Source organism: Rhizobium sp. NFACC06-2 (genome assembly GCF_900101425.1).
Taxonomy (GTDB): domain Bacteria; phylum Pseudomonadota; class Alphaproteobacteria; order Rhizobiales; family Rhizobiaceae; genus Agrobacterium; species Agrobacterium leguminum.
Genome location: NZ_FMVA01000003.1, coordinates 42,198 through 59,822, shown reverse-complemented (window position 1 = coordinate 59,822; position 17,625 = coordinate 42,198). Strand labels below are relative to the sequence as shown.

Annotated in this window: 19 protein-coding genes; 5 read left to right on the top strand and 14 right to left on the bottom strand. The window is 60.3% G+C overall.

The window, feature by feature from the left end:
- Nucleotides 1-32: 32 nt before the first annotated feature.
- Nucleotides 33-1,967 (bottom strand): putative bifunctional diguanylate cyclase/phosphodiesterase, encoded by a 1,935-nt coding sequence (locus F3H58_RS07180; protein ID WP_149741703.1) that lies wholly within the window; start codon nucleotides 1,965-1,967, stop codon nucleotides 33-35.
- Between the two features lie 9 nt (nucleotides 1,968-1,976).
- A complete protein-coding gene (locus F3H58_RS07175; RefSeq protein WP_003522565.1) occupies nucleotides 1,977-2,483 on the bottom strand; it encodes a putative pterin-binding protein in 507 nt (168 codons plus the stop codon).
- Nucleotides 2,484-3,100: 617 nt separating this feature from the next.
- Here F3H58_RS07175 and F3H58_RS07170 point away from each other — a divergent pair.
- Nucleotides 3,101-4,537, top strand: coding sequence for an NAD-dependent succinate-semialdehyde dehydrogenase (locus F3H58_RS07170; protein ID WP_149741702.1), 1,437 nt, complete (start codon nucleotides 3,101-3,103; stop codon nucleotides 4,535-4,537).
- A gap of 274 nt (nucleotides 4,538-4,811) precedes the next feature.
- Nucleotides 4,812-5,909, top strand: coding sequence for a DNA alkylation repair protein (locus F3H58_RS07165; protein ID WP_149741701.1), 1,098 nt, complete (start codon nucleotides 4,812-4,814; stop codon nucleotides 5,907-5,909).
- A 7-nt stretch (nucleotides 5,910-5,916) separates the two neighbouring features.
- Here F3H58_RS07165 and F3H58_RS07160 read toward each other — a convergent pair whose 3' ends face one another.
- The 5 genes from F3H58_RS07160 to F3H58_RS07140 form a co-directional block, all read right to left on the bottom strand.
- Nucleotides 5,917-6,942: a sulfate/molybdate ABC transporter ATP-binding protein gene (locus F3H58_RS07160; RefSeq protein WP_149741700.1), complete on the bottom strand. Its 1,026-nt coding sequence runs from the start codon at nucleotides 6,940-6,942 to the stop codon at nucleotides 5,917-5,919.
- 5 nt (nucleotides 6,943-6,947) lie between these two features.
- Entirely contained in the window at nucleotides 6,948-7,835 is an 888-nt protein-coding gene (cysW, locus tag F3H58_RS07155) for a sulfate ABC transporter permease subunit CysW (RefSeq protein ID WP_020809614.1), read from the bottom strand.
- A gap of 3 nt (nucleotides 7,836-7,838) precedes the next feature.
- The gene (gene cysT / locus F3H58_RS07150) at nucleotides 7,839-8,678 is read right to left on the bottom strand and encodes a sulfate ABC transporter permease subunit CysT (protein WP_078053429.1); all 840 of its coding nucleotides are present in this window, start codon (nucleotides 8,676-8,678) and stop codon (nucleotides 7,839-7,841) included.
- Between the two features lie 57 nt (nucleotides 8,679-8,735).
- Nucleotides 8,736-9,722 (bottom strand): thiosulfate ABC transporter substrate-binding protein CysP, encoded by a 987-nt coding sequence (cysP, locus tag F3H58_RS07145; RefSeq protein WP_149741699.1) that lies wholly within the window; start codon nucleotides 9,720-9,722, stop codon nucleotides 8,736-8,738.
- Nucleotides 9,723-9,891: 169 nt separating this feature from the next.
- Nucleotides 9,892-10,962 (bottom strand): enoyl-CoA hydratase/isomerase family protein, encoded by a 1,071-nt coding sequence (locus tag F3H58_RS07140; protein ID WP_149741698.1) that lies wholly within the window; start codon nucleotides 10,960-10,962, stop codon nucleotides 9,892-9,894.
- A 284-nt stretch (nucleotides 10,963-11,246) separates the two neighbouring features.
- Here F3H58_RS07140 and F3H58_RS07135 point away from each other — a divergent pair, with 284 nt between their 5' ends.
- Complete coding sequence (locus F3H58_RS07135) at nucleotides 11,247-11,504, top strand: DUF2934 domain-containing protein (RefSeq protein ID WP_149741697.1); 258 nt, start codon at nucleotides 11,247-11,249, stop codon at nucleotides 11,502-11,504.
- A 67-nt stretch (nucleotides 11,505-11,571) separates the two neighbouring features.
- On the opposite strand, the gene F3H58_RS07130 is transcribed toward F3H58_RS07135, so the two are convergent.
- Entirely contained in the window at nucleotides 11,572-12,351 is a 780-nt protein-coding gene (locus tag F3H58_RS07130) for an SH3 domain-containing protein (protein ID WP_149741696.1), read from the bottom strand.
- A gap of 257 nt (nucleotides 12,352-12,608) precedes the next feature.
- Here F3H58_RS07130 and ubiG point away from each other — a divergent pair, with 257 nt between their 5' ends.
- The gene (gene ubiG, locus F3H58_RS07125; protein ID WP_149741695.1) at nucleotides 12,609-13,361 is read left to right on the top strand and encodes a bifunctional 2-polyprenyl-6-hydroxyphenol methylase/3-demethylubiquinol 3-O-methyltransferase UbiG; all 753 of its coding nucleotides are present in this window, start codon (nucleotides 12,609-12,611) and stop codon (nucleotides 13,359-13,361) included.
- A 38-nt stretch (nucleotides 13,362-13,399) separates the two neighbouring features.
- On the opposite strand, the gene F3H58_RS07120 is transcribed toward ubiG, so the two are convergent.
- From F3H58_RS07120 to F3H58_RS07105, 4 genes are read right to left on the bottom strand one after another with little or no spacing between them, the layout of a single operon-like run.
- Nucleotides 13,400-13,828, bottom strand: a complete 429-nt coding sequence (locus tag F3H58_RS07120) for a DUF1178 family protein (RefSeq protein ID WP_149741694.1) — start codon at nucleotides 13,826-13,828, stop codon at nucleotides 13,400-13,402.
- Nucleotides 13,825-14,685: a carbon-nitrogen hydrolase family protein gene (locus F3H58_RS07115; protein ID WP_149741693.1), complete on the bottom strand. Its 861-nt coding sequence runs from the start codon at nucleotides 14,683-14,685 to the stop codon at nucleotides 13,825-13,827. Before F3H58_RS07115 ends, F3H58_RS07120 begins: the two co-directional genes overlap by 4 nt.
- A 32-nt stretch (nucleotides 14,686-14,717) precedes the next feature.
- On the bottom strand, nucleotides 14,718-14,972 hold the full coding sequence (gene grxC, locus F3H58_RS07110) for a glutaredoxin 3 (RefSeq protein WP_003522552.1): 255 nt from the start codon (nucleotides 14,970-14,972) through the stop codon (nucleotides 14,718-14,720).
- A 60-nt stretch (nucleotides 14,973-15,032) separates the two neighbouring features.
- Nucleotides 15,033-15,824, bottom strand: coding sequence for a ComF family protein (locus tag F3H58_RS07105; protein WP_020809607.1), 792 nt, complete (start codon nucleotides 15,822-15,824; stop codon nucleotides 15,033-15,035).
- 143 nt (nucleotides 15,825-15,967) lie between these two features.
- Here F3H58_RS07105 and F3H58_RS07100 point away from each other — a divergent pair, with 143 nt between their 5' ends.
- Nucleotides 15,968-16,849 (top strand): methyltransferase domain-containing protein, encoded by an 882-nt coding sequence (locus tag F3H58_RS07100; RefSeq protein WP_149741692.1) that lies wholly within the window; start codon nucleotides 15,968-15,970, stop codon nucleotides 16,847-16,849.
- An 18-nt stretch (nucleotides 16,850-16,867) separates the two neighbouring features.
- Here the strand turns inward: F3H58_RS07100 and F3H58_RS07095 are convergent, their stop codons facing one another.
- Nucleotides 16,868-17,080 carry a Flp family type IVb pilin gene (locus tag F3H58_RS07095; protein WP_078053424.1) on the bottom strand — a complete coding sequence of 71 codons (213 nt, stop codon included), beginning with the start codon at nucleotides 17,078-17,080 and terminating at the stop codon, nucleotides 16,868-16,870.
- A 69-nt stretch (nucleotides 17,081-17,149) separates the two neighbouring features.
- Nucleotides 17,150-17,464: a hypothetical protein gene (locus F3H58_RS07090; RefSeq protein ID WP_149741691.1), complete on the bottom strand. Its 315-nt coding sequence runs from the start codon at nucleotides 17,462-17,464 to the stop codon at nucleotides 17,150-17,152.
- Nucleotides 17,465-17,625 lie beyond the last annotated feature (161 nt).

The window sequence follows — 17,625 nt, the reverse complement described above, 5'->3', positions numbered from 1 at the left end:
CAAGATACGGCCGGCGCCAAAACAGGCGCCTCTCAGACGGAACTCCAGGCCACGAGCTCCTTGGCCGGCAACGGTCTGCTGATCAGATATCCCTGAACCTGATCGCAGCCGAGACGCCTGACGCATTCATATTGCTCTTCCGTTTCGATACCTTCCGCAATCGTCGTCATCCGTAGACTGCGGCCGACACCGACCACGAATTCCACGATCGCCAGCGCGTCGCGGTCGCTGGTGATATCGCGCAGGAACGAGCGGTCGATCTTGATCTTGTCGAAAGGCACACCGCGCAGATTGGCGAGCGATGAATAACCTGTCCCGAAATCATCCATGGCGATCTGGATGCCGACGGCTTTCAGCCGTGAAAGCGTGTTGATCGTCTGGTCGCTCTTGTTGAGCAGGATCGATTCAGTGATTTCAAGTTCGAGCCGGCTGGGTTCCAGCCCGCTTTTCTCAAGCGCGCCCATGACGTTCTGGATGAGGCTGGTGCTGTGAAACTGAACCGGCGACAGATTGACCGCCACCTTCATGTCCTCGTCCCAGCCCATCGCCTCGCGGCAGGCGGTCTCCATCACCCATTTTCCGAGCGAATGGATGAGACCGGTTCTTTCCGCGACAGGAATGAACACGCTGGGCGGCACATCGCCACGCACGGGATGTTTCCAGCGCAGCAACGCCTCGAAGCCGCAAAGCTTGCGTGTCTGCGTCGCCACCTGCGGCTGGTAATAGACTTCCATCTCGTCGTTCTGCAACGCGGTCTGCAGATCGGCCTCGAAGGACTTTTTCTCGGTCAGCTGCTTTTGCATGCGGACTTTGAAAACGCTCGCCCGGCCGGGGCCGATGGCTTTCGCCTCATAAAGCGCCAGATCCGCGCGCTTGAACAATTCATCCGCGTCGACGGCGCCGTGCGATATGGCGATGCCAATGCAGGTGCCGATTTTGACCTCCTGCTCGCCCAGCTGGTAGGTGCGGCTGATCTGGTCGATGAGCTTGGTGGCAAGACGGCGGGCGGCATCCTCGTTCAGATCGTCGGAGACGACGGCAAATTCGTCTCCGCCCAGACGGCAGACCATGTCATAATCGCCGCCGATGCCCGAGAGACGCTGCGCCACGGCCTGAAGCAGCGCATCGCCGGCATCGTGGCCGAGCGTGTCGTTGACGTCCTTGAACCCGTCGAGATCGAGCAGGAGGATGGCTGTCGTTCCCGTCCCGCCGAAGGATCGGCGCAACCTCTCGATCAGTTCCTGCCGGAACAGTGCGCGGTTCGGCAGTCCCGTCAGCGCGTCGTGATAGGCGTCGTGTTCGAGCCGAACATTTTTAGCCTGCAATTCCAGCGTAGCGGCACGCAGATCGTCTGTCAGGCCGCGCATGCTTTTCTGCGCGCGGTTCAGGAGATCGTTCTGGCGAAGCAGCAATATGACAAGCGCGATACCGCACAGGATCAGGCCGCCCGCCAGCGCGGTATAAACGATATGCAGCTTGCGCACATCCTCATGGGCCGTATCGATCAGATTGACGTCATAAGCGACGGAAGACGAGGCAAGCGTCGTCATCGGCGCGTCGAGCGCGCTCATCGTCGCCAGCAGATCCGGAACCTCGGCCGGATCGAGGGTGTTCACCCGCTGCTCGAGACGGGCCAGAACGGCATCGAGGCGGGTTACGAGATCCCGCCACTGCTGTTTTTCATTGATGAAGGCCCCGAGGTTGCCCTGCTTCAAAAGCTCAAGGCGGCTCAGCATGATGTCCAGGCGCAGTTGCAGCTCATCCCGGTCGATCTTGCCGGGATTGAGCGCGAACACGGCCAACTTGTTCTGGAGGCGCAGATATTCGGCTACGGTCTGGCTGACGGCCCAGGAATCATTGTAGCGGGCGAATTTCTGCAGAGCGGTCTGCCGCTCGGCAATGACGAAAGCGATATAGCCCGTTGCCAGGACGAAGCAACAGATGATCACCGCCACAAGTTTTCGCAAACGGCACCTTTATTCCACTATCAGTTTGGCAACTTGCCATGCGGACCGCGAATAATAGGTCTGCTTCTGCAGCTCCGGATCGCTGTCATAGGGATAGATGACGAACAACGGGCCCTTTTCGCGAACTGTCATATAATTGCCATCCAGCTTGATCGCCAGAATAACGTTAAATTTCTTAAAATCCTCAATCGGTATCGTGCTGACATAATCGTTGAGAGCAACTGCCGTGACGCTGGTGCCCTTTGCGCCGACGACATCCATCAATTTCGCCAGCGAAACACCATCGAAACGGACGCGGCCATCATGCCAGGGCGTCGTCGTCTCCACCGTGACCATGCCGAGCGCTTCCAGCATGTCACGATCAAATACCGCGGCACCCTCGCCATTCGTATTGGCGATGTTTCCGGATATGGTTAATATCGGTTTTCCTTGCGGTTTGGCAATTTCGCCGGCTTCGGCACAGGAAAGCCACGCGAGCGACAAGAACGCACTGAGAAGTACCCGGGCGAAACTCATACTTTTTCTCCATCGATAACGTTCAGGTCGAGGGTTTTCACCAACCTTTGAAGGTCAAGGGAACCGACGCTAGCAATATATATCAGGAATGGATGTTATATCCTTAGTGAGATTTTATCCGTATTTTCTCTAGGTTTTGAGTAAACCCTTTGGATAAGTTTTCCGTCTTATTGTATTTTTTCAGGCCACGCGTCCCATTATGACACAAGCGGCAAGCTCCGGAGACCCCTCCCGATAACTCGTCAGGTGCGACAAAGGCCGAATTGTGGCGAGAGCCTTTCCGTCGTCGCGCAGCTGCATCTGATTCGCCTGAGGCAGCCGGATAAGCGACGCCCCGTCCGCGTGCCGGGTTGAAATGACGAATGGCAAATTCCACGTCACGGAAAAATCATGGCGATTGCCGGAGCGCACGGTTGAAACGTACCGCCCGGACCTTAATATAAAGGCTGTCGTTTCCGTTTCCGACAATTCCAGAAGCCCCCGTCGGAAATATCCAGACACATGTTCCGCGCAGCGAAAGCCGCGATGCCGGATATCGTCCGGCCAGGAAAATTCTGTTCACGTCTCAGGGCCGGACGGCATTTCGCCGAATTGGCCGCATCATGAAGGTAGCCCCTATGCACACCTATCCCGACATCAAACTTCTCATTGATGGCGAATGGCGAGACGCCGTTTCCGGCAAGACGATCGCCGTGTCCGATCCGGCAACCGACGAGATCATCGGCGCGATTGCGCATGCCGAGAAGGAAGACCTCGATCTGGCGCTTGCCGCCGCCGAGCGCGGTTTCAGGGTGTGGCGCGACACCTCGCCCTTCGAGCGCTCGAAGATCATGCGCAGGGCGGCCGATCTCCTGCGCGAGCGCAAGGACAAGATCGCCTACATCATGACCCGCGAACAGGGCAAGCCGCTGGCGCAATCCGGTACTGAAATCATGGGCGCCGCCGATACCATCGACTGGTTCGCCGAAGAAGCCCGCCGCACCTATGGGCAGGTCATTCCGGCGCGCGCAACCGGCGTTTCGCAGCTTGCCATCAAGCTGCCGGTCGGTCCCGTCGCGGCGTTTACGCCGTGGAACTTCCCGATCAACCAGATCGTCCGCAAGCTTTCCGCAGCGCTTGCCACCGGCTGCTCCATCATCGTCAAGGCGCCGGAGGAAACACCGGCATCGCCGGCCGAACTGATCCGCGCCTTCGTGGATGCCGGCGTGCCGGCGGGCGTCATTGGCCTCGTTTACGGCGTTCCATCCGAGATTTCGGAATATCTGATCCCGCATCCGGTCATCCGCAAGATCTCCTTCACCGGCTCCACTCCCATTGGCAAACATCTGGCCGCGCTTGCCGGCAAGCACATGAAGCGCGCCACGATGGAGCTTGGCGGCCATGCGCCGGTGATGATCTTTGACGACGCCGATATCGACAAGGCAATCGAAGTCACCTCGCTTGCCAAGTTCCGCAATGCCGGCCAGGTCTGTGTCGCCCCCACCCGCTTCCTCGTGCAGGATGGCGTGGCCGACCGTTTCCTTGAAGGTTTCGTGGAAGCGACGAAGGCCATCAAGGTCGGCAACGGGCTGGAAGACGGCGTCGTCATGGGGCCGCTCGCCAATGAGCGCCGCATTCCGGCGCTGGAAGGCCTCATCAACGACGCCGTTTCCCATGGCGCAGAATTGAAGACCGGCGGCCGCCGCATCGGCAACAAGGGCAATTTCTTCGAGCCGACGGTTCTCGCCAATGTGCCGACCACCGCCAAAATCATGAATGACGAACCCTTCGGCCCGGTCGCCATCATCAATCGCTTCTCGAGCTTCGATGACGCCATCACCGAGGCGAACCGCCTGCCCTTCGGCCTTGCATCCTATGCCTTCACCGGCTCGGTCAAGACCGCGCATGCACTCGGCCAGCAGGTCGAGGCCGGCATGCTGACCATCAACCACAACGGCCTTGCGCTTCCGGAAGTCCCCTTCGGCGGCATCAAGGATTCCGGTTATGGCACGGAAGGCGGCTCGGAAGCGGTTCAGGCCTATCTGGAGACCAAATTCGTCAGCCAGATGAGCTGACGCTTTTTTTAGCGAACCCGGAGCATCCGCACCTTCGTCACCCCGGCCTCGAGCCGGGGTCCAGCCAGCCCAAGTCCTTGGGCTCAAAAGACTCTATTCGCCGCGCAGACGCGCGTCGGCTGGATGCCGGATCTAGTCCGGCATGACGGAAGAGAGGCCTTATTGATCTAAGAACAGGCAAAATCGGCCACAGCGTTTTTTCGCTGCTCCGGTCCTGCTTGCTTTCGTCTGCATCGTCCCCTAAAAGAACAAAAAGTGAACTTTGAGGGGCAATATGAGCGACGCGGCGGCACCGGCACTGAAGGAAATCTTCAACCGCGAGAAACTGCGGCATATCGCCGATGAGACCAAGGCCGTTCATCCGCCATTTGACGTTTCCGCCTTCATGGCGCTCGCCACCGAAAACCTTGAAGCGCTGGGCATCATGCAGCGCATGCGACAGGTGGCCACGAGCCTGCATGCGACGCTTCCCGGCGACTATGCCCGCAATATCGAAATCCTGACCGCCGCCGCGCCGGGCATCGGCAATGGTTTCGCCTCCATTTCGCTGCCGGAATATGTGGCGCTCTACGGCCTCGATGATTTCGATCTTTCCATGGAAGCGCTGCATTATTTCACCCGCTTCGGCTCCTCGGAATTCGCCATCCGGCATTTCCTGCAAAAGGATATGGCTCGCACCCTCGCCGTAATGGAAACATGGTCGCGGCACGAGAACGAACATGTGCGGCGGCTGGCGAGCGAAGGCTGCCGGCCCCGCCTGCCATGGTCGTTCCAGCTAAAACCCCTGATCGACGATCCCTCGCCGGTCACCGCAATCCTCGACGCCATGAAAGCCGACGAGGCGCTTTATGTGCGCAAATCCGTCGCCAATCATCTGAACGACATCACCAAGGACAATCCAGCTTTCGTGCTGGCGCTGATCGATACATGGCCAAAGGACAATCCGCATACACGCTGGATCACGCGGCAGGCCCTGCGCACATTGATCAAGAAGGGCGATGCCGCAGCGCTTGCCCATCTCGGCGCACATGAGGAAGCGGAAATTTCCCTTGCGGCATTTCAGGTTACGCCGGACAAAGTCGTTCTCGGCAATCCGGTGCGGATTGCAGCCTCTTTCACCTCGACGGCGAAACGGCCTCAGAAACTGGTGATCGACTACGCCGTACACTACGTGAAGAAGAGCGGCGACGCCTCCGCAAAAGTCTTCAAGTGGAAAGAGATCGAACTTCAGCCGGGCGAGACATGTGCGCTGTCGATCAGCCGCGCCATACGTGATTTCACGACCCGCAAACACTATCCCGGCATCCACAGGGTCGACCTGACGATCAACGGCAAGCTTGTGGCAGAAAGCGCCTTCGAGCTTCTGGGCTGATAGCGCCTCACGCCGCCGGGAAAATCTTCGCCCGGCGGATGATGACGGAACCGCGGTCTCCGGCAGCGACATCATTTTCCGGCGGCACGTCGAATTCCAGAAGGTCGCCGCCATCGGTGCTGGCAATCACCCGGCGGTCGCCCGCGCGGTCGAGAACCCGCGCCACAGAAGCCGGAATGCCCTCATGCAGATCTTCCCACTCCAGATCGCCGGGGCGGGCATAGATGTCCACCGCGCCATCGCCTTGAGCATAGGAGAAAGGCAGCTCGTTATCGCCGACATAGACCTTGCCGCCGCGCGCCACGCCGGACACCCGGTTGGCATCGCCCAGAAAGCGCATGACGAAGGCGCTGTTCGGCTGGCGGCAGACCTCCTTCGGCGTGCCCTCCTGTACGATCTCGCCCTGATTGAGAATGACCACACGGTCGGCAAGATCGAGCGCCTCTTCCTGGTCATGCGTCACGAAAATCGTGGTGATGCCGAGCGAATCGTGAATCTCGCGCAGCCAGCGGCGCAGGTCGCGGCGCACATTGGCGTCCAGCGCCCCGAAGGGCTCATCGAGCAGAAGCACCTTCGGATCGACCGAAAGCGCACGCGCCAGCGCCACGCGCTGCCGCTGGCCGCCGGAAATCTGCGCCGGGAAACGGTCGCCCAGGCCATCGAGCTTCACCAACCGCAGAAGCTCTTCGACGCGGGCATCGATTGCCGCCTTGTCCCGCTTCACCTTCGAAACCTTCATGCCGAAAGCGATGTTTTGATGCAGGGTCATATGCGGAAAGAGCGCGTAGTGCTGGAATACGAAACCGACGCCACGGTCCCGCACCGGAATATTGGTGGCGTCCTCGTCGCCGAAAAAAATACGGCCGCCATCGCTATATTCGAGGCCGGCGACCATGCGCAAAATCGTGGTCTTGCCGGAACCTGAGGGACCGAGCAGCGCCAGAAGTTCGCCGCTTTCGATATCCAGCGAAACATCGCGCACGGCGCGGAAGGTATCGAAGGTCTTCACCACATTTTCGAGGCGGATTTTCATGGGAATCAGGTCTCCGTGGCGATGGCGGCATCGCCGTTGGTCTTCTTGGCCCCGCGCCCGGCGCCGCGTCGTTCCAGCGCCACCTTGGCGATGATGGTGACGACGGCGAGGGTGGCGAGGATCGATGCCGAGGCAAAAGCGCCGGCCGTCTGGTAGTCGTGGTAAAGCAGCTCGATATGCAGCGGCAGCGTATTGGTCTGGCCGCGAATATTGCCCGACACGACCGATACCGCGCCGAATTCACCCATCACGCGGGCATTGCACAGCACGACGCCATAAAGCAGCGCCCATTTGATATTCGGCAACGTGACCGAAAAGAAGGTGCGCCAGCCGGAGGCGCCAAGCGAGGTCGCCGCCTCTTCCAGATCGCGGCCCTGCGCCTGCATCAGCGGGATAAGTTCCCGCGCCACGAAAGGTGCCGTGACGAACATCGAGGCGATGACGATGCCGGGCAGCGCAAAAAGTATCTTGATGTCATGCGCATCGAGGAACGGGCCGAAAAGCCCCTGGAGGCCGTAAACGAAAAGATAGGCGACACCCGCGACGATGGGCGAGATCGAAAAGGGTATCTCGATCAGCACCAGCAGGAAGCGCCGGCCGGGGAAATCGAACTTGGTGATCGCCCATGCGGCCGCAACACCGAAGGCGGTATTAACCGGCACGGCGATCAGCGCCGTCAGCACCGTCAGCATGATGGCGTGGCGGGTATCGGGATGGGTGATGGTGGCCGTATAGGCCTTCCAGCCCTGCGAAAACGCCTCGACGCCGATGATGATAAGCGGCGCCAGGACCAACAGGGCGCCGATGACCAGCACAAAAGAAATCAGGCTGCGGCGAACGAAAGGCGCGTCGCCGACGCGTGGCGGTTTGCGATGTGAAGACACGGCGCTCATCTCTCAGCCCCTCACCGTATAACGAAGCGCGCGCGCCTGCAGATAATTGGTCACCGCCAGCATCACGAAGGCGGTGATGAGCAGCACGGAGGCGATGGCGGCCGCCGCCTGATAATCATATTCCTCCAGCCGGATGAAGATCAGCAGCGCCGTGATTTCCGTCGAAAACGGCTGATTGCCGGCGATGAAGATGATCGCCCCGAATTCGCCGAGGCTGCGGGCGAAGGACAGCGACAGACCGGCGAGCAACGCCGGCGTCAACAGCGGCAGGATGATCTTGCGGAAAATTTCGAGATCGGAACCGCCGAGCGATTGCGCCGCTTCCTCCAGCGCCGGATCGAGGTCTTCCAGCACCGGCTGCACGGTGCGCACAATGAAGGGCAGGCTGGTAAAGGCCATCGCCACCATGATGCCGAGCGGCGTGTAGGCCACCTTGATGCCGAATTGTGAAAGCACCGAGCCGAACCAGCCATTACCTGCGAACAGTGTCGTCAGCGCAATGCCGGCAACGGCGGTCGGAAGCGCAAAAGGCAGATCGACGATGGCGTCGACGATGCGCCAGCCGGGAAAGCGGTAACGCGTCAGCACCCAGGCGAGCGCCAGCCCGAAGATGACGTTGAACAGCGTGGCGGCGAGCGCGCAGAGCACGGTAACACGATAACTGGCCACGGCGCGCGGCGACGAGATGATCGACCAATATTCGGCAGGGCCAAGGCTTGCCGCCTTGAACACCAGCGCCGAGAGCGGCAGGAGCACGATGATGGCAACGTAAGTCAGGGTAACGCCAAGGGACAATTTCAGCCCCGGCAGAACATTCCGCTTCAAACCCCGCCCCCCATTCATCAAAAAGCGACCCGGCGGTTTCCCGCCGGGTCTTTTACCTGTTGCGTATCGCTGTGATTAACGGCTGCCGTAAAGCGTATCAAGCGTCGCGCCGGATGCAAAATGCTCTTTCTGGATTTTATCCCAGCCGCCGAAGACCTCCTCGACGTTGACGAGGCGAATGGCCGGGAACTTGTCCTTGAATTCGCCGACGACCTTTTCATTGTGGACGCGGTGGCCGAATTCGGCGGCGATGCGCTGGCCTTCCTCGGTATAGAGGAAGTCGAGATAGCTCTTCGCCAGATCGCGCGAGCCACGCTTGTCGACGACCTTGTCCACCACGGCCACCGGGAATTCGGCCAGAAGGCTGACGGAGGGCACGACGCCTTCCACCTTGTCTGCGCCATATTGCTTGGCGATGCCGCGCGTCTCGGCTTCGAAGGTGATCAGCACGTCGCCGATTTCACGCTCAACGAAGGTGGTGGTGGCGGCGCGGCCTCCCGTGTCGAACACCGGCGTATTGTCGAAGATTTTCTTGACGAATGCCTGAACCTTCGCGTCGTCGCCGTTGAATTTCTCCTTGGCGTAAGCGGTGGCGGCGAGATAGGTGTAACGGGCGTTACCCGAGGTCTTCGGATTGGGGAAAACGATCTTCACATCGTCACGGGCAAGATCGTCCCAGTCCTTGATACCCTTGGGATTACCGGCGCGCACGAGGAACGACGGGAAGGAATAGAAGGGCGATGCGTCGTTCGCAAAATCCTTCTTCCAGTCGGCGGAAACGAAGCCCTGCTTCACCAGAAAATCGACATCGGTGACCTGATTGAAGGTGACGACATCGGCCTCCAGACCCTCGACGATGGCGCGCGCCTGCTTGGAGGTGCCGGCATGCGACTGGTCGACCGTGACGCCCGGATGCAGCTTGATGAACGCCTCGTTCTCGGCCGCGAAAACTTCGCGGGCGACATCGTAGGATGCGTTGAGAATGGTTGTCGGAGACTGCGCCTGCGCCGCACCTGCAAAAAGAGCGGCAATGGCAGTACCGATAATGAGAAGACGTTTCATGAATACCCCCGGCAATTCGAATGGTGCTCAACATAGCGGGCGGCGGCAACGCCCGCGAGAAACAGCCATGCTTTCCGGGTGCGCAGATTGGAAATTTCGCCCAAAGAATGTCCGCTCCGCAGGCGATGATTTCATATACGGCAAGAAGCCGGATTTCTTTTGCGCCGACCTAAAGACGATGATCGGGAAACAGATTGCCGGAATGCGCGGCAAAATAAGGCGCAATGTCCTCCTCCCTCACCTCCTCCAGCCGTGCCGGTTGCCAGCGGGGATTGCGATCCTTGTCGACCAGCGCCGCACGCACGCCTTCGTAAAAATCATGCTGGCGCAATATTTCCGTGCCGGCGGCAAATTCCCGCTCCAGGCATTCGATGAGGCTCGCGCTTTCCCGACCGAGACGCAGCAGCTTCAGGGTCAGTTTCAGACTGGTGGGGGAGCGTTTTTGCAGGACCTCAAGGGTCTCGCGCGAAAACGCATCCTGGCGCGCCGAAAGTGCCTCGAAAATCTCCTCGACAGTGTCGAAACGGAATGTCGCGTCGATGATCTCCCGATTTATGGATAAAACGCCTTCACCGGCCTCGACGGCGTGCGCCGCAATTGCCGTCTCGATGCTTTCTGTATCCGCCGCTTGCGACAGGTCTTGGATCAACCCGTCGAGACGGTCCGAAGGAACAAGATAATCGGCGAAACCGGCATAGATGGCATCGGCAGCGGTAACGGCATTGCCCGTCAACCCCAACCAGGTGCCGCATTCACCCGGCGCCCGTGGCAAAAGCCAGGAGCCGCCGACATCCGGGAAGTAACCGATGCCGGTTTCCGGCATGGCGAGTTTTGTGCGTTCCGTGACGATGCGGTGGCTGCCATGGGCTGAAATGCCGACACCGCCGCCCATGACGATGCCGTCCATCAGGGCGATGTAGGGTTTGCCGAAGCGGGCGATGCGATAATTGAGCGGAAATTCTTCCCGCCAGAAATCAAGCACCTGCGGATCGCCCGCCTTGCCGAGATCGTGAATGATGCGGACATCACCCCCGGCGCAAAGCCCCCTGTCGCCTTCTCCTGTAAGGACCACACAGGAAACACCGGCATCCTCTTCGAAACGCTGAAGCGCCTGAAAAAGGTCGCGCACCATGGGCAAGGTCAGGCTGTTGATGGCCTTCGGGCGGTTGAGGCGAATGATGCCTGCCCCTCCCCGTTTTTCGACGATGACCTGCGCATCCGCTTCCGTTCTCTGTTCCAAGACCGCCTCCTCCGCTGCCCATTCATCCGGCCATCTTGGCGGCCCGGGCGCGATCACGCAACGTTGATCTTGTTCTGCGGGAACGTCTTTCGCTCAAACTGCTTTAACTGGCAGAAAATGCCGGAAATCCGTTTTCGCAATGCAGCATGTTTGCTTGACGCCCGGAAAATCATGGCATGTAATGGGTTCTGGAAATGCCGGCATTGATTCCTGTCGAGCGTGTGCCGGACCAAAGCGGAATGTCGCCTTCTCATAGGCGCTGTAAACAGCAACGGGAGACGAGCATGCAGGTTTCGGAACACGAATGGATCAGTAAACGGGCATATACACTCTGGGAAAAGGAAGGCCACCCCCATGGGCGCGACGCGCACCATTGGGAACAGGCCAAGCATGAATTTTCGCTGCTGAAGACATCGGAAGCGACGAAACCCGCAACGCGCAAAAAGGCCGCTCCCAAGGCCGCTGCTGCAAAAGCCGCACCGGATGCGCAAGCCCCGGCAAAACCCAAGGCCCGTGCCCGCAAGGCTGCCACCGCGAAGTAGCGGCTCGTAAAGCCAAGCTGAAGCCATAAATGAAAAAAGCCCGACAATCATGCCGGGCTTTGTCTGTTTAGCGCGGGTCACAACCCGGATCGCCGATCCGGCAGCCATCGCGGAAATTTTCCGAAGCAGGCGCACGGCGCGTGTCATCCCACTGGCGACGCTCTGGGCGACGCTGGCCTTCATCCTGGTTCTGCTGGCCATCGCGGTTGCGGTCGCGGCTTTCATCTTCGAAGCGGCGGCGGTCGTCGTCGCGACGCGGCCTGTCCTGATTTCTGTCACCCTGGTTCCAGTCGCCGTAGCGACGTTCCCAGCGTCCGTCATTCGGGCCGCCCTGACGGGGATCACGCCAGTCGTCCCGGCGTCCGTCACGCCACTCGTCACGCGGACGCGGACGATCCCATCCGGCGCTCGGAGGCGGGGCGTTCCAGTAACCGCCGGACGGCGGCGGACGGCGCCAGCGGTCGCGCTCGCGGTAGAAGTCGCGGTCACGATAATAGCGGTCCCAATAACGGCCGACTTCGAAGGTGATCACCGGCACGCCGAGATCTCGGTAATAACGCGGTTCGACATAGACCCGGTTCTGCCGGTAGGTCGTGGCGATATAACGCCCGGCCACCCAGCCGCGACCGCCCACGAAGGAAACATCGCACCACGGCGTATCAGAAAGGCAGCCGTGCACGGTGAGCGGCGCACCATTCGGAATAACCACGACGGCCGGATAAGCCGTGCTCGGGCCGGAGCGCATATTCACATTCGCGGTGGCGAAACCCCGCGTCGCAGCTTCGGCAAGTGCCTGCGCAGCGAGCATGGCCACCAGCGCAAATGCGCCAAATAGTTTTTTCTTCACTTCTTTCTCCTCAAGCAAAGGCCCGCTTTGCCCTTGTCGGCATCCACCCTGTTCGATGGACGAGTATGTGTTCCGCATACTGCCACGACCGGAAAATACGCGGTTCTGCATGAACGCAGCATGAAACAAATGAGGCATCCAATCAGTTCCACCTGCGGCAATCAGCGCCCGATAAATCGCCGCCGGAATGGACCGCCGGTCTTGACTTCGGGGGGCAATCATCCGACTTCAATGCAACAGCAATATGGAGCAGAACCATGAGCGAAATCGCACAGACGACCGTCGACCAGAGCGAAGTGGATCGCTTCTCCGCGATGGCTGCGGAGTGGTGGAGCCCGACCGGCAAGTTCCGCCCGCTGCACAAGTTCAATCCGGTGCGGCTCGAATATATCCGCAACCGCATCTGCGAGAATTTCGGCCGCGACCCGAAGGCGCACCGCCCGCTGGAAGGGCTGCGCATATTGGATATCGGCTGCGGCGGCGGCCTTCTCTCCGAACCCGTTGCACGCATGGGCGCGGATGTGGTCGGCGCCGATCCATCGGAAAAGAATATCGGCATCGCCTCCACCCATGCCCGCGAAAGCGGGGTCAGCGTCGATTACCGCGCCGTCACTGCCGAACAGTTGCAGGAAGCCGGCGAAACCTTCGACGTCATCCTCAACATGGAGGTGGTTGAGCATGTGGCCAATGTCGATCTCTTCGTCACCACCTGCGCGAAAATGGTACGCCCCGGCGGCCTGATGTTCGCCGCCACCATCAACCGCACGCTCAAAGCCCGAGCACTGGCGATCTTTGCCGCCGAAAACGTGCTGCGCTGGCTGCCGCGGGGCACGCACCAGTATGAAAAGCTCGTTCGCCCGGAGGAGCTCGAGCGGCCGCTGGTGGCGAGCGGCATGGATATCATCCACCGCACCGGCGTCTTCTACAACGTGCTCCAGGATCGCTGGAATCTTTCGCCCGACATGGATGTCAACTACATGATGCTGGCGAAGCGGCCGGCGCAGGGGTAATGCCGGGCGCTATTTGCGTGAGGTCGTCCTAAAGAAGTTCAGTTGACGTCGTCGGGCAGCACCGGCAACGGCGCGATCTCGATACCTTCGTCCAGCAGGGCCTTGGCGTCCTTCGCCGAGGCATTGCCGATGATGCCGCGCTCATCCGCTTCGCCATAGTGGATCTTGCGGGCTTCTTCCGGAAATTTATCGCCGACATCTTCCGCATTGGCGCGGATATTGGCAACGGCCTCGCGGATTTTCGCAAGCGCCTCTTTTCGGGCGGTATCCATGGCCAGCGTCTGGCGTTCGTCTTTCTTGCGGGCGGTGGAAACCGAAGGCGCCATCAAAAGCTTGGAGACCTGCACGGAATTGCAGACCGGACAGGACAGGAAACCGCGCTGCAACTGATCGTCGAAATCGTCGCTGCCGGCAAACCAGCCTTCGAACTCATGACCCTTTTCACAGGCCAGCGCATAACGGATCACGCCGCTTCACCTCCGGCAGGCTTCAGGGGAATAACCGTATCCAGACCGAACTCGCGGGCATTGCGGAGATTGGGAATTTTTCCGCGCGCGGCAGCCACCAGCGAGGTATCGATCTCGGCGAAGATGACCTCTTCGCCAGCGCCGCCGGCAACGGCCAGAACCTTGCCCCATGGGTCGATGATGATGGAATGGCCGAAGGTCTCCCGCCCGTCCTCATGCACGCCGGCCTGCGCGGCGGCGATGACGAAAGCGCCGTTTTCGATGGCGCGGGCACGCAGCAGGATTTCCCAATGCGCCTCCCCCGTCTGCCGGGTGAAAGCCGCCGGAACGGTCAGAACCTCCGCGCCTGCCAGCGCTTCCGCGCGGAAAAGCTGCGGGAAACGGACGTCATAGCAGATTGCGAAGCCGAATTTCCCCAGCGGAAGTTCGGCGATACGCGCCACTTCGCCGGGTTGATAAGCAGCGCTTTCACGCCAGCTTTCACCATTGTCGAGATCGACATCGAACATATGGATCTTGTCATAGCTGCAGATGCGCGAACCATCCGGCGCGAAGAGAAAACCGCGATTGGCGATCTTGCCATCCGGGCGGGCAATGGCCGTGGAGCCGACATGGACATGAATGCCGAGTTCGCGGGCAAGACGGGCGGCCGTCGCAACGATGATATCGCCATCGTCATCACGCAGTTGCGCACGCAGCGCCTGCCGGTCCTTCTGAATCGCACCCGTCATTTCCGGGGTCTGCACATAAACGGCGCCCTCGGCCGCAGCCGCACGCACCAGCCGTTCCATATCGGTGGCGTTTCTTGCCGGATCGACGCCGGAGCGCATCTGAATGGCGGCAGCCTTGAAACCCATCACATCCTCCATACCCGCAAGGTCGCGGCCGATCAGGCGGCCAGCAGCGCGTCCAGTTTACCGGCGCGCTCCAGCGCGTGCAGATCGTCGCAGCCGCCGACATGCTGGCCGTTGATGAAGATTTGCGGGAACGTCGTTCCGCCGGATTTCTCGATCATTTCCTGCCGGTATTCCGGTGTCGTCGTGGCGTTATATTCGGCATAATCCACGCCCTTGCTGTCCAGCAGCGCCTTGGCGCGCGCGCAATAACCACAAAAATCCCGCGTATAGATCGTCACCGGTGCCATGTTTTCAAAGCCCTCGCAAACGTGCGGTAAAACGCACGATAAAGTCATGTCATTCAGGTTTCATATAGGCCCGGAAATGGCCATTGCAAAGGTCAAAACCGTCACATCCGCGGCACCGGCCCTGCGCAGGGCGCGGCTTGCCGCACCCACCGTCGCGCCAGTGGTATAGACGTCATCCACCAGTACCACGCGCCTGCCATGGACATCTGTTTCCCGGCCGGGCGCGAGCGCGAAAGCGCCGCGCACATTATCCCGCCGGGCGAGCGCGGAAAGCCCCACCTGCCGCTCTGTCGGCTTCACGCGCAGCAGCGTGCCGGCAAGCAAGGGCTTGCCGGAGGCCCTGGCCAGATGCCGCGCCAGCTCGGCGGATTGATTGAAGCGGCGGCGCAGGAAGCGGTTGCGATGCAATGGAACGGGCACGATGCAATCGCAGGCATCCACCGTTCCGTCGCTTGCCCTCAGCATCCACAGCGCCATCAGGCGGGCGAGATCGGTCCGGTCCTGATATTTCAGCCGGTGCACCAGCTTGCGGGCGGTTCCCTCATGGCTTGCGACGGCGCGCAGCCGGTCAAAAGGCGGCGGTTCGGCAATCGCCTGCGCGCTCACGAAACCATCTCCGTGATCCCGCGCGAAGGGAATACCCAGAACCTCGCAAAAAGGGCGATCGATAAAGGCCACATCCCGCCAGCAATCCGCACATAAGGCGCCCTCGCCGCCGGTCATGCGGGTGCAGCCCGCGCAGGTTGGCGGGTAGACCATACGGAAGACCGCACGCCACATGTCTCCCGCCGCCGCCGGCACGGCCGCAGACTTCGACAGCAAACCCGAAAACAGACTTTCACCAGCACCCATGAGGTTGACTTTACCGCCGAACGGGTGCCTTTGCGAGAGCGATAGTTCCCTCCCGACACCGGGAAAACGATGCCGCAGGCGGCATGAGACCAACGATACGGCCCGCCGATCCCGAAGGCGTTTGAGGCCGAGCAGGCAAGACGATGGATATTCTCTTTGACCAAGCCCTGATCGAACAAAACCGTCGCCGGGCGTGGAACCGGCGCGACGACAAGGCCCTGTTTCTTCTCGATATGGCGGCCGAAGAGCTGGCCGACAGGCTTGCCATCGTCGAGCGCCAGTTCGAGACCGCAATCGAACTTCACGGCGGCACCGGCGTCACCGCCCGGCGGCTGGCGGAAACCGGCAAGGTGGATACCATTCGCCGTATCGAAACCGAGAGCTGTTTTGCGACGGATGCGAATATTCCCGACGTCGCTTCCATGGAGCATCTGCCGCTCGAGGAGGCCTCCGCCAACCTCATCGTTTCACCGCTTGCCCTGCATCTGACCAACGATACGCCCGGCACGCTGATCCAGATCCGGCGGGCATTGAAACCGGACGGCCTGTTTCTCGGCGCCATTCCCGGCAGCGGCACCCTGCAGGAACTGCGCGACGTGCTGCTGACCGCCGAGGCGGAACTGACCGGAGGCGCCAGCCCGCGCGTCATTCCCTTCGCCGATGTGCGCGATGTCGGCGCGCTTTTGCAGCGCGCCGGCTTTGCGCTCCCCGTGACCGATGCGGAAAGCTACACCGTGCGTTACGATTCAATCTTCCCGCTGATGCGCGACCTGCGCGCCATGGGCATGGCCAATCCGCTGGCAAGCCGCAGCAGAAAGCCGCTCAACCGGGCCTTTTTCCTGCGCGCCGCGGAGCTTTACGCCGAGCGATATTCCGATCCTGACGGGCGGATAAGGGCGACATTTTCCATCATCTATGTATCGGGCTGGGCGCCGCACGAAAGCCAGCAGAAACCGCTGAAACCCGGCTCCGCCAAGGTGCGGCTCGCCGATGCCTTAAAGACAACCGAGGTGAAGCTGTCCTGAGCGATCAGCCGAAAGGCTTCAACTCGCCAAAGTGTCTACGATGAACTGAAACACGGCATTGATATTGCTGCTTATGCTGCCTGCGCCAGCGATGAGGGCGGCGGAAATCAGCCCGGCGATCAAGCCGTATTCAACCGCTGTCGCACCGTCTTCGCTTTTGCAAAAATTGATAAAAAAATGCAGCACAGGATATTCCCCATCCGCCATCCGGTGCGTTGCGACAACCGGCATTGCCCTGTTGAAATCAACTCTATCCTAGGTCGGCGATGTGAGGAATCCGTTACCTTTGATGGTAAACGATCAGCAACCGCTCTCGTTGCTATAACCCGTGACCACGCAGGGCATTTCCGGCATTGGCTGGGTGATGCTGCGACGGATGGAATAGGTCTTGCCCACATCGGTCTTCTTGATGGAGCCCGTGCTGATCATGTCGTAACTGTCGGGAAACTGCGCCACCCGCGTGGAGGATTTTCCGGCAAGCATGGGAGTGACGATGAGTGAGAGCGCGATAACTGCCGTGCCGAAAAGCAGCGTCACATTGAGTACGCCGGTACGACGGGATTTGTCGGAATACAAGTGACGACCTTCCACCGTCTTCCAGAAATCCTCGTTCATGACCAACCTCGTCTCGCGCAGTTTACCGCTTCTTTAGCTTAACAATCTGCCAGAGGGTGCTGAACGATCTCTTAACACAGCCCCGTTTTGGCACGGCAAAGCGCTGCAAACGGGGCATTTTCACGAAGCTGTGACGGGATAATACGCGAGGACGTCGGGGG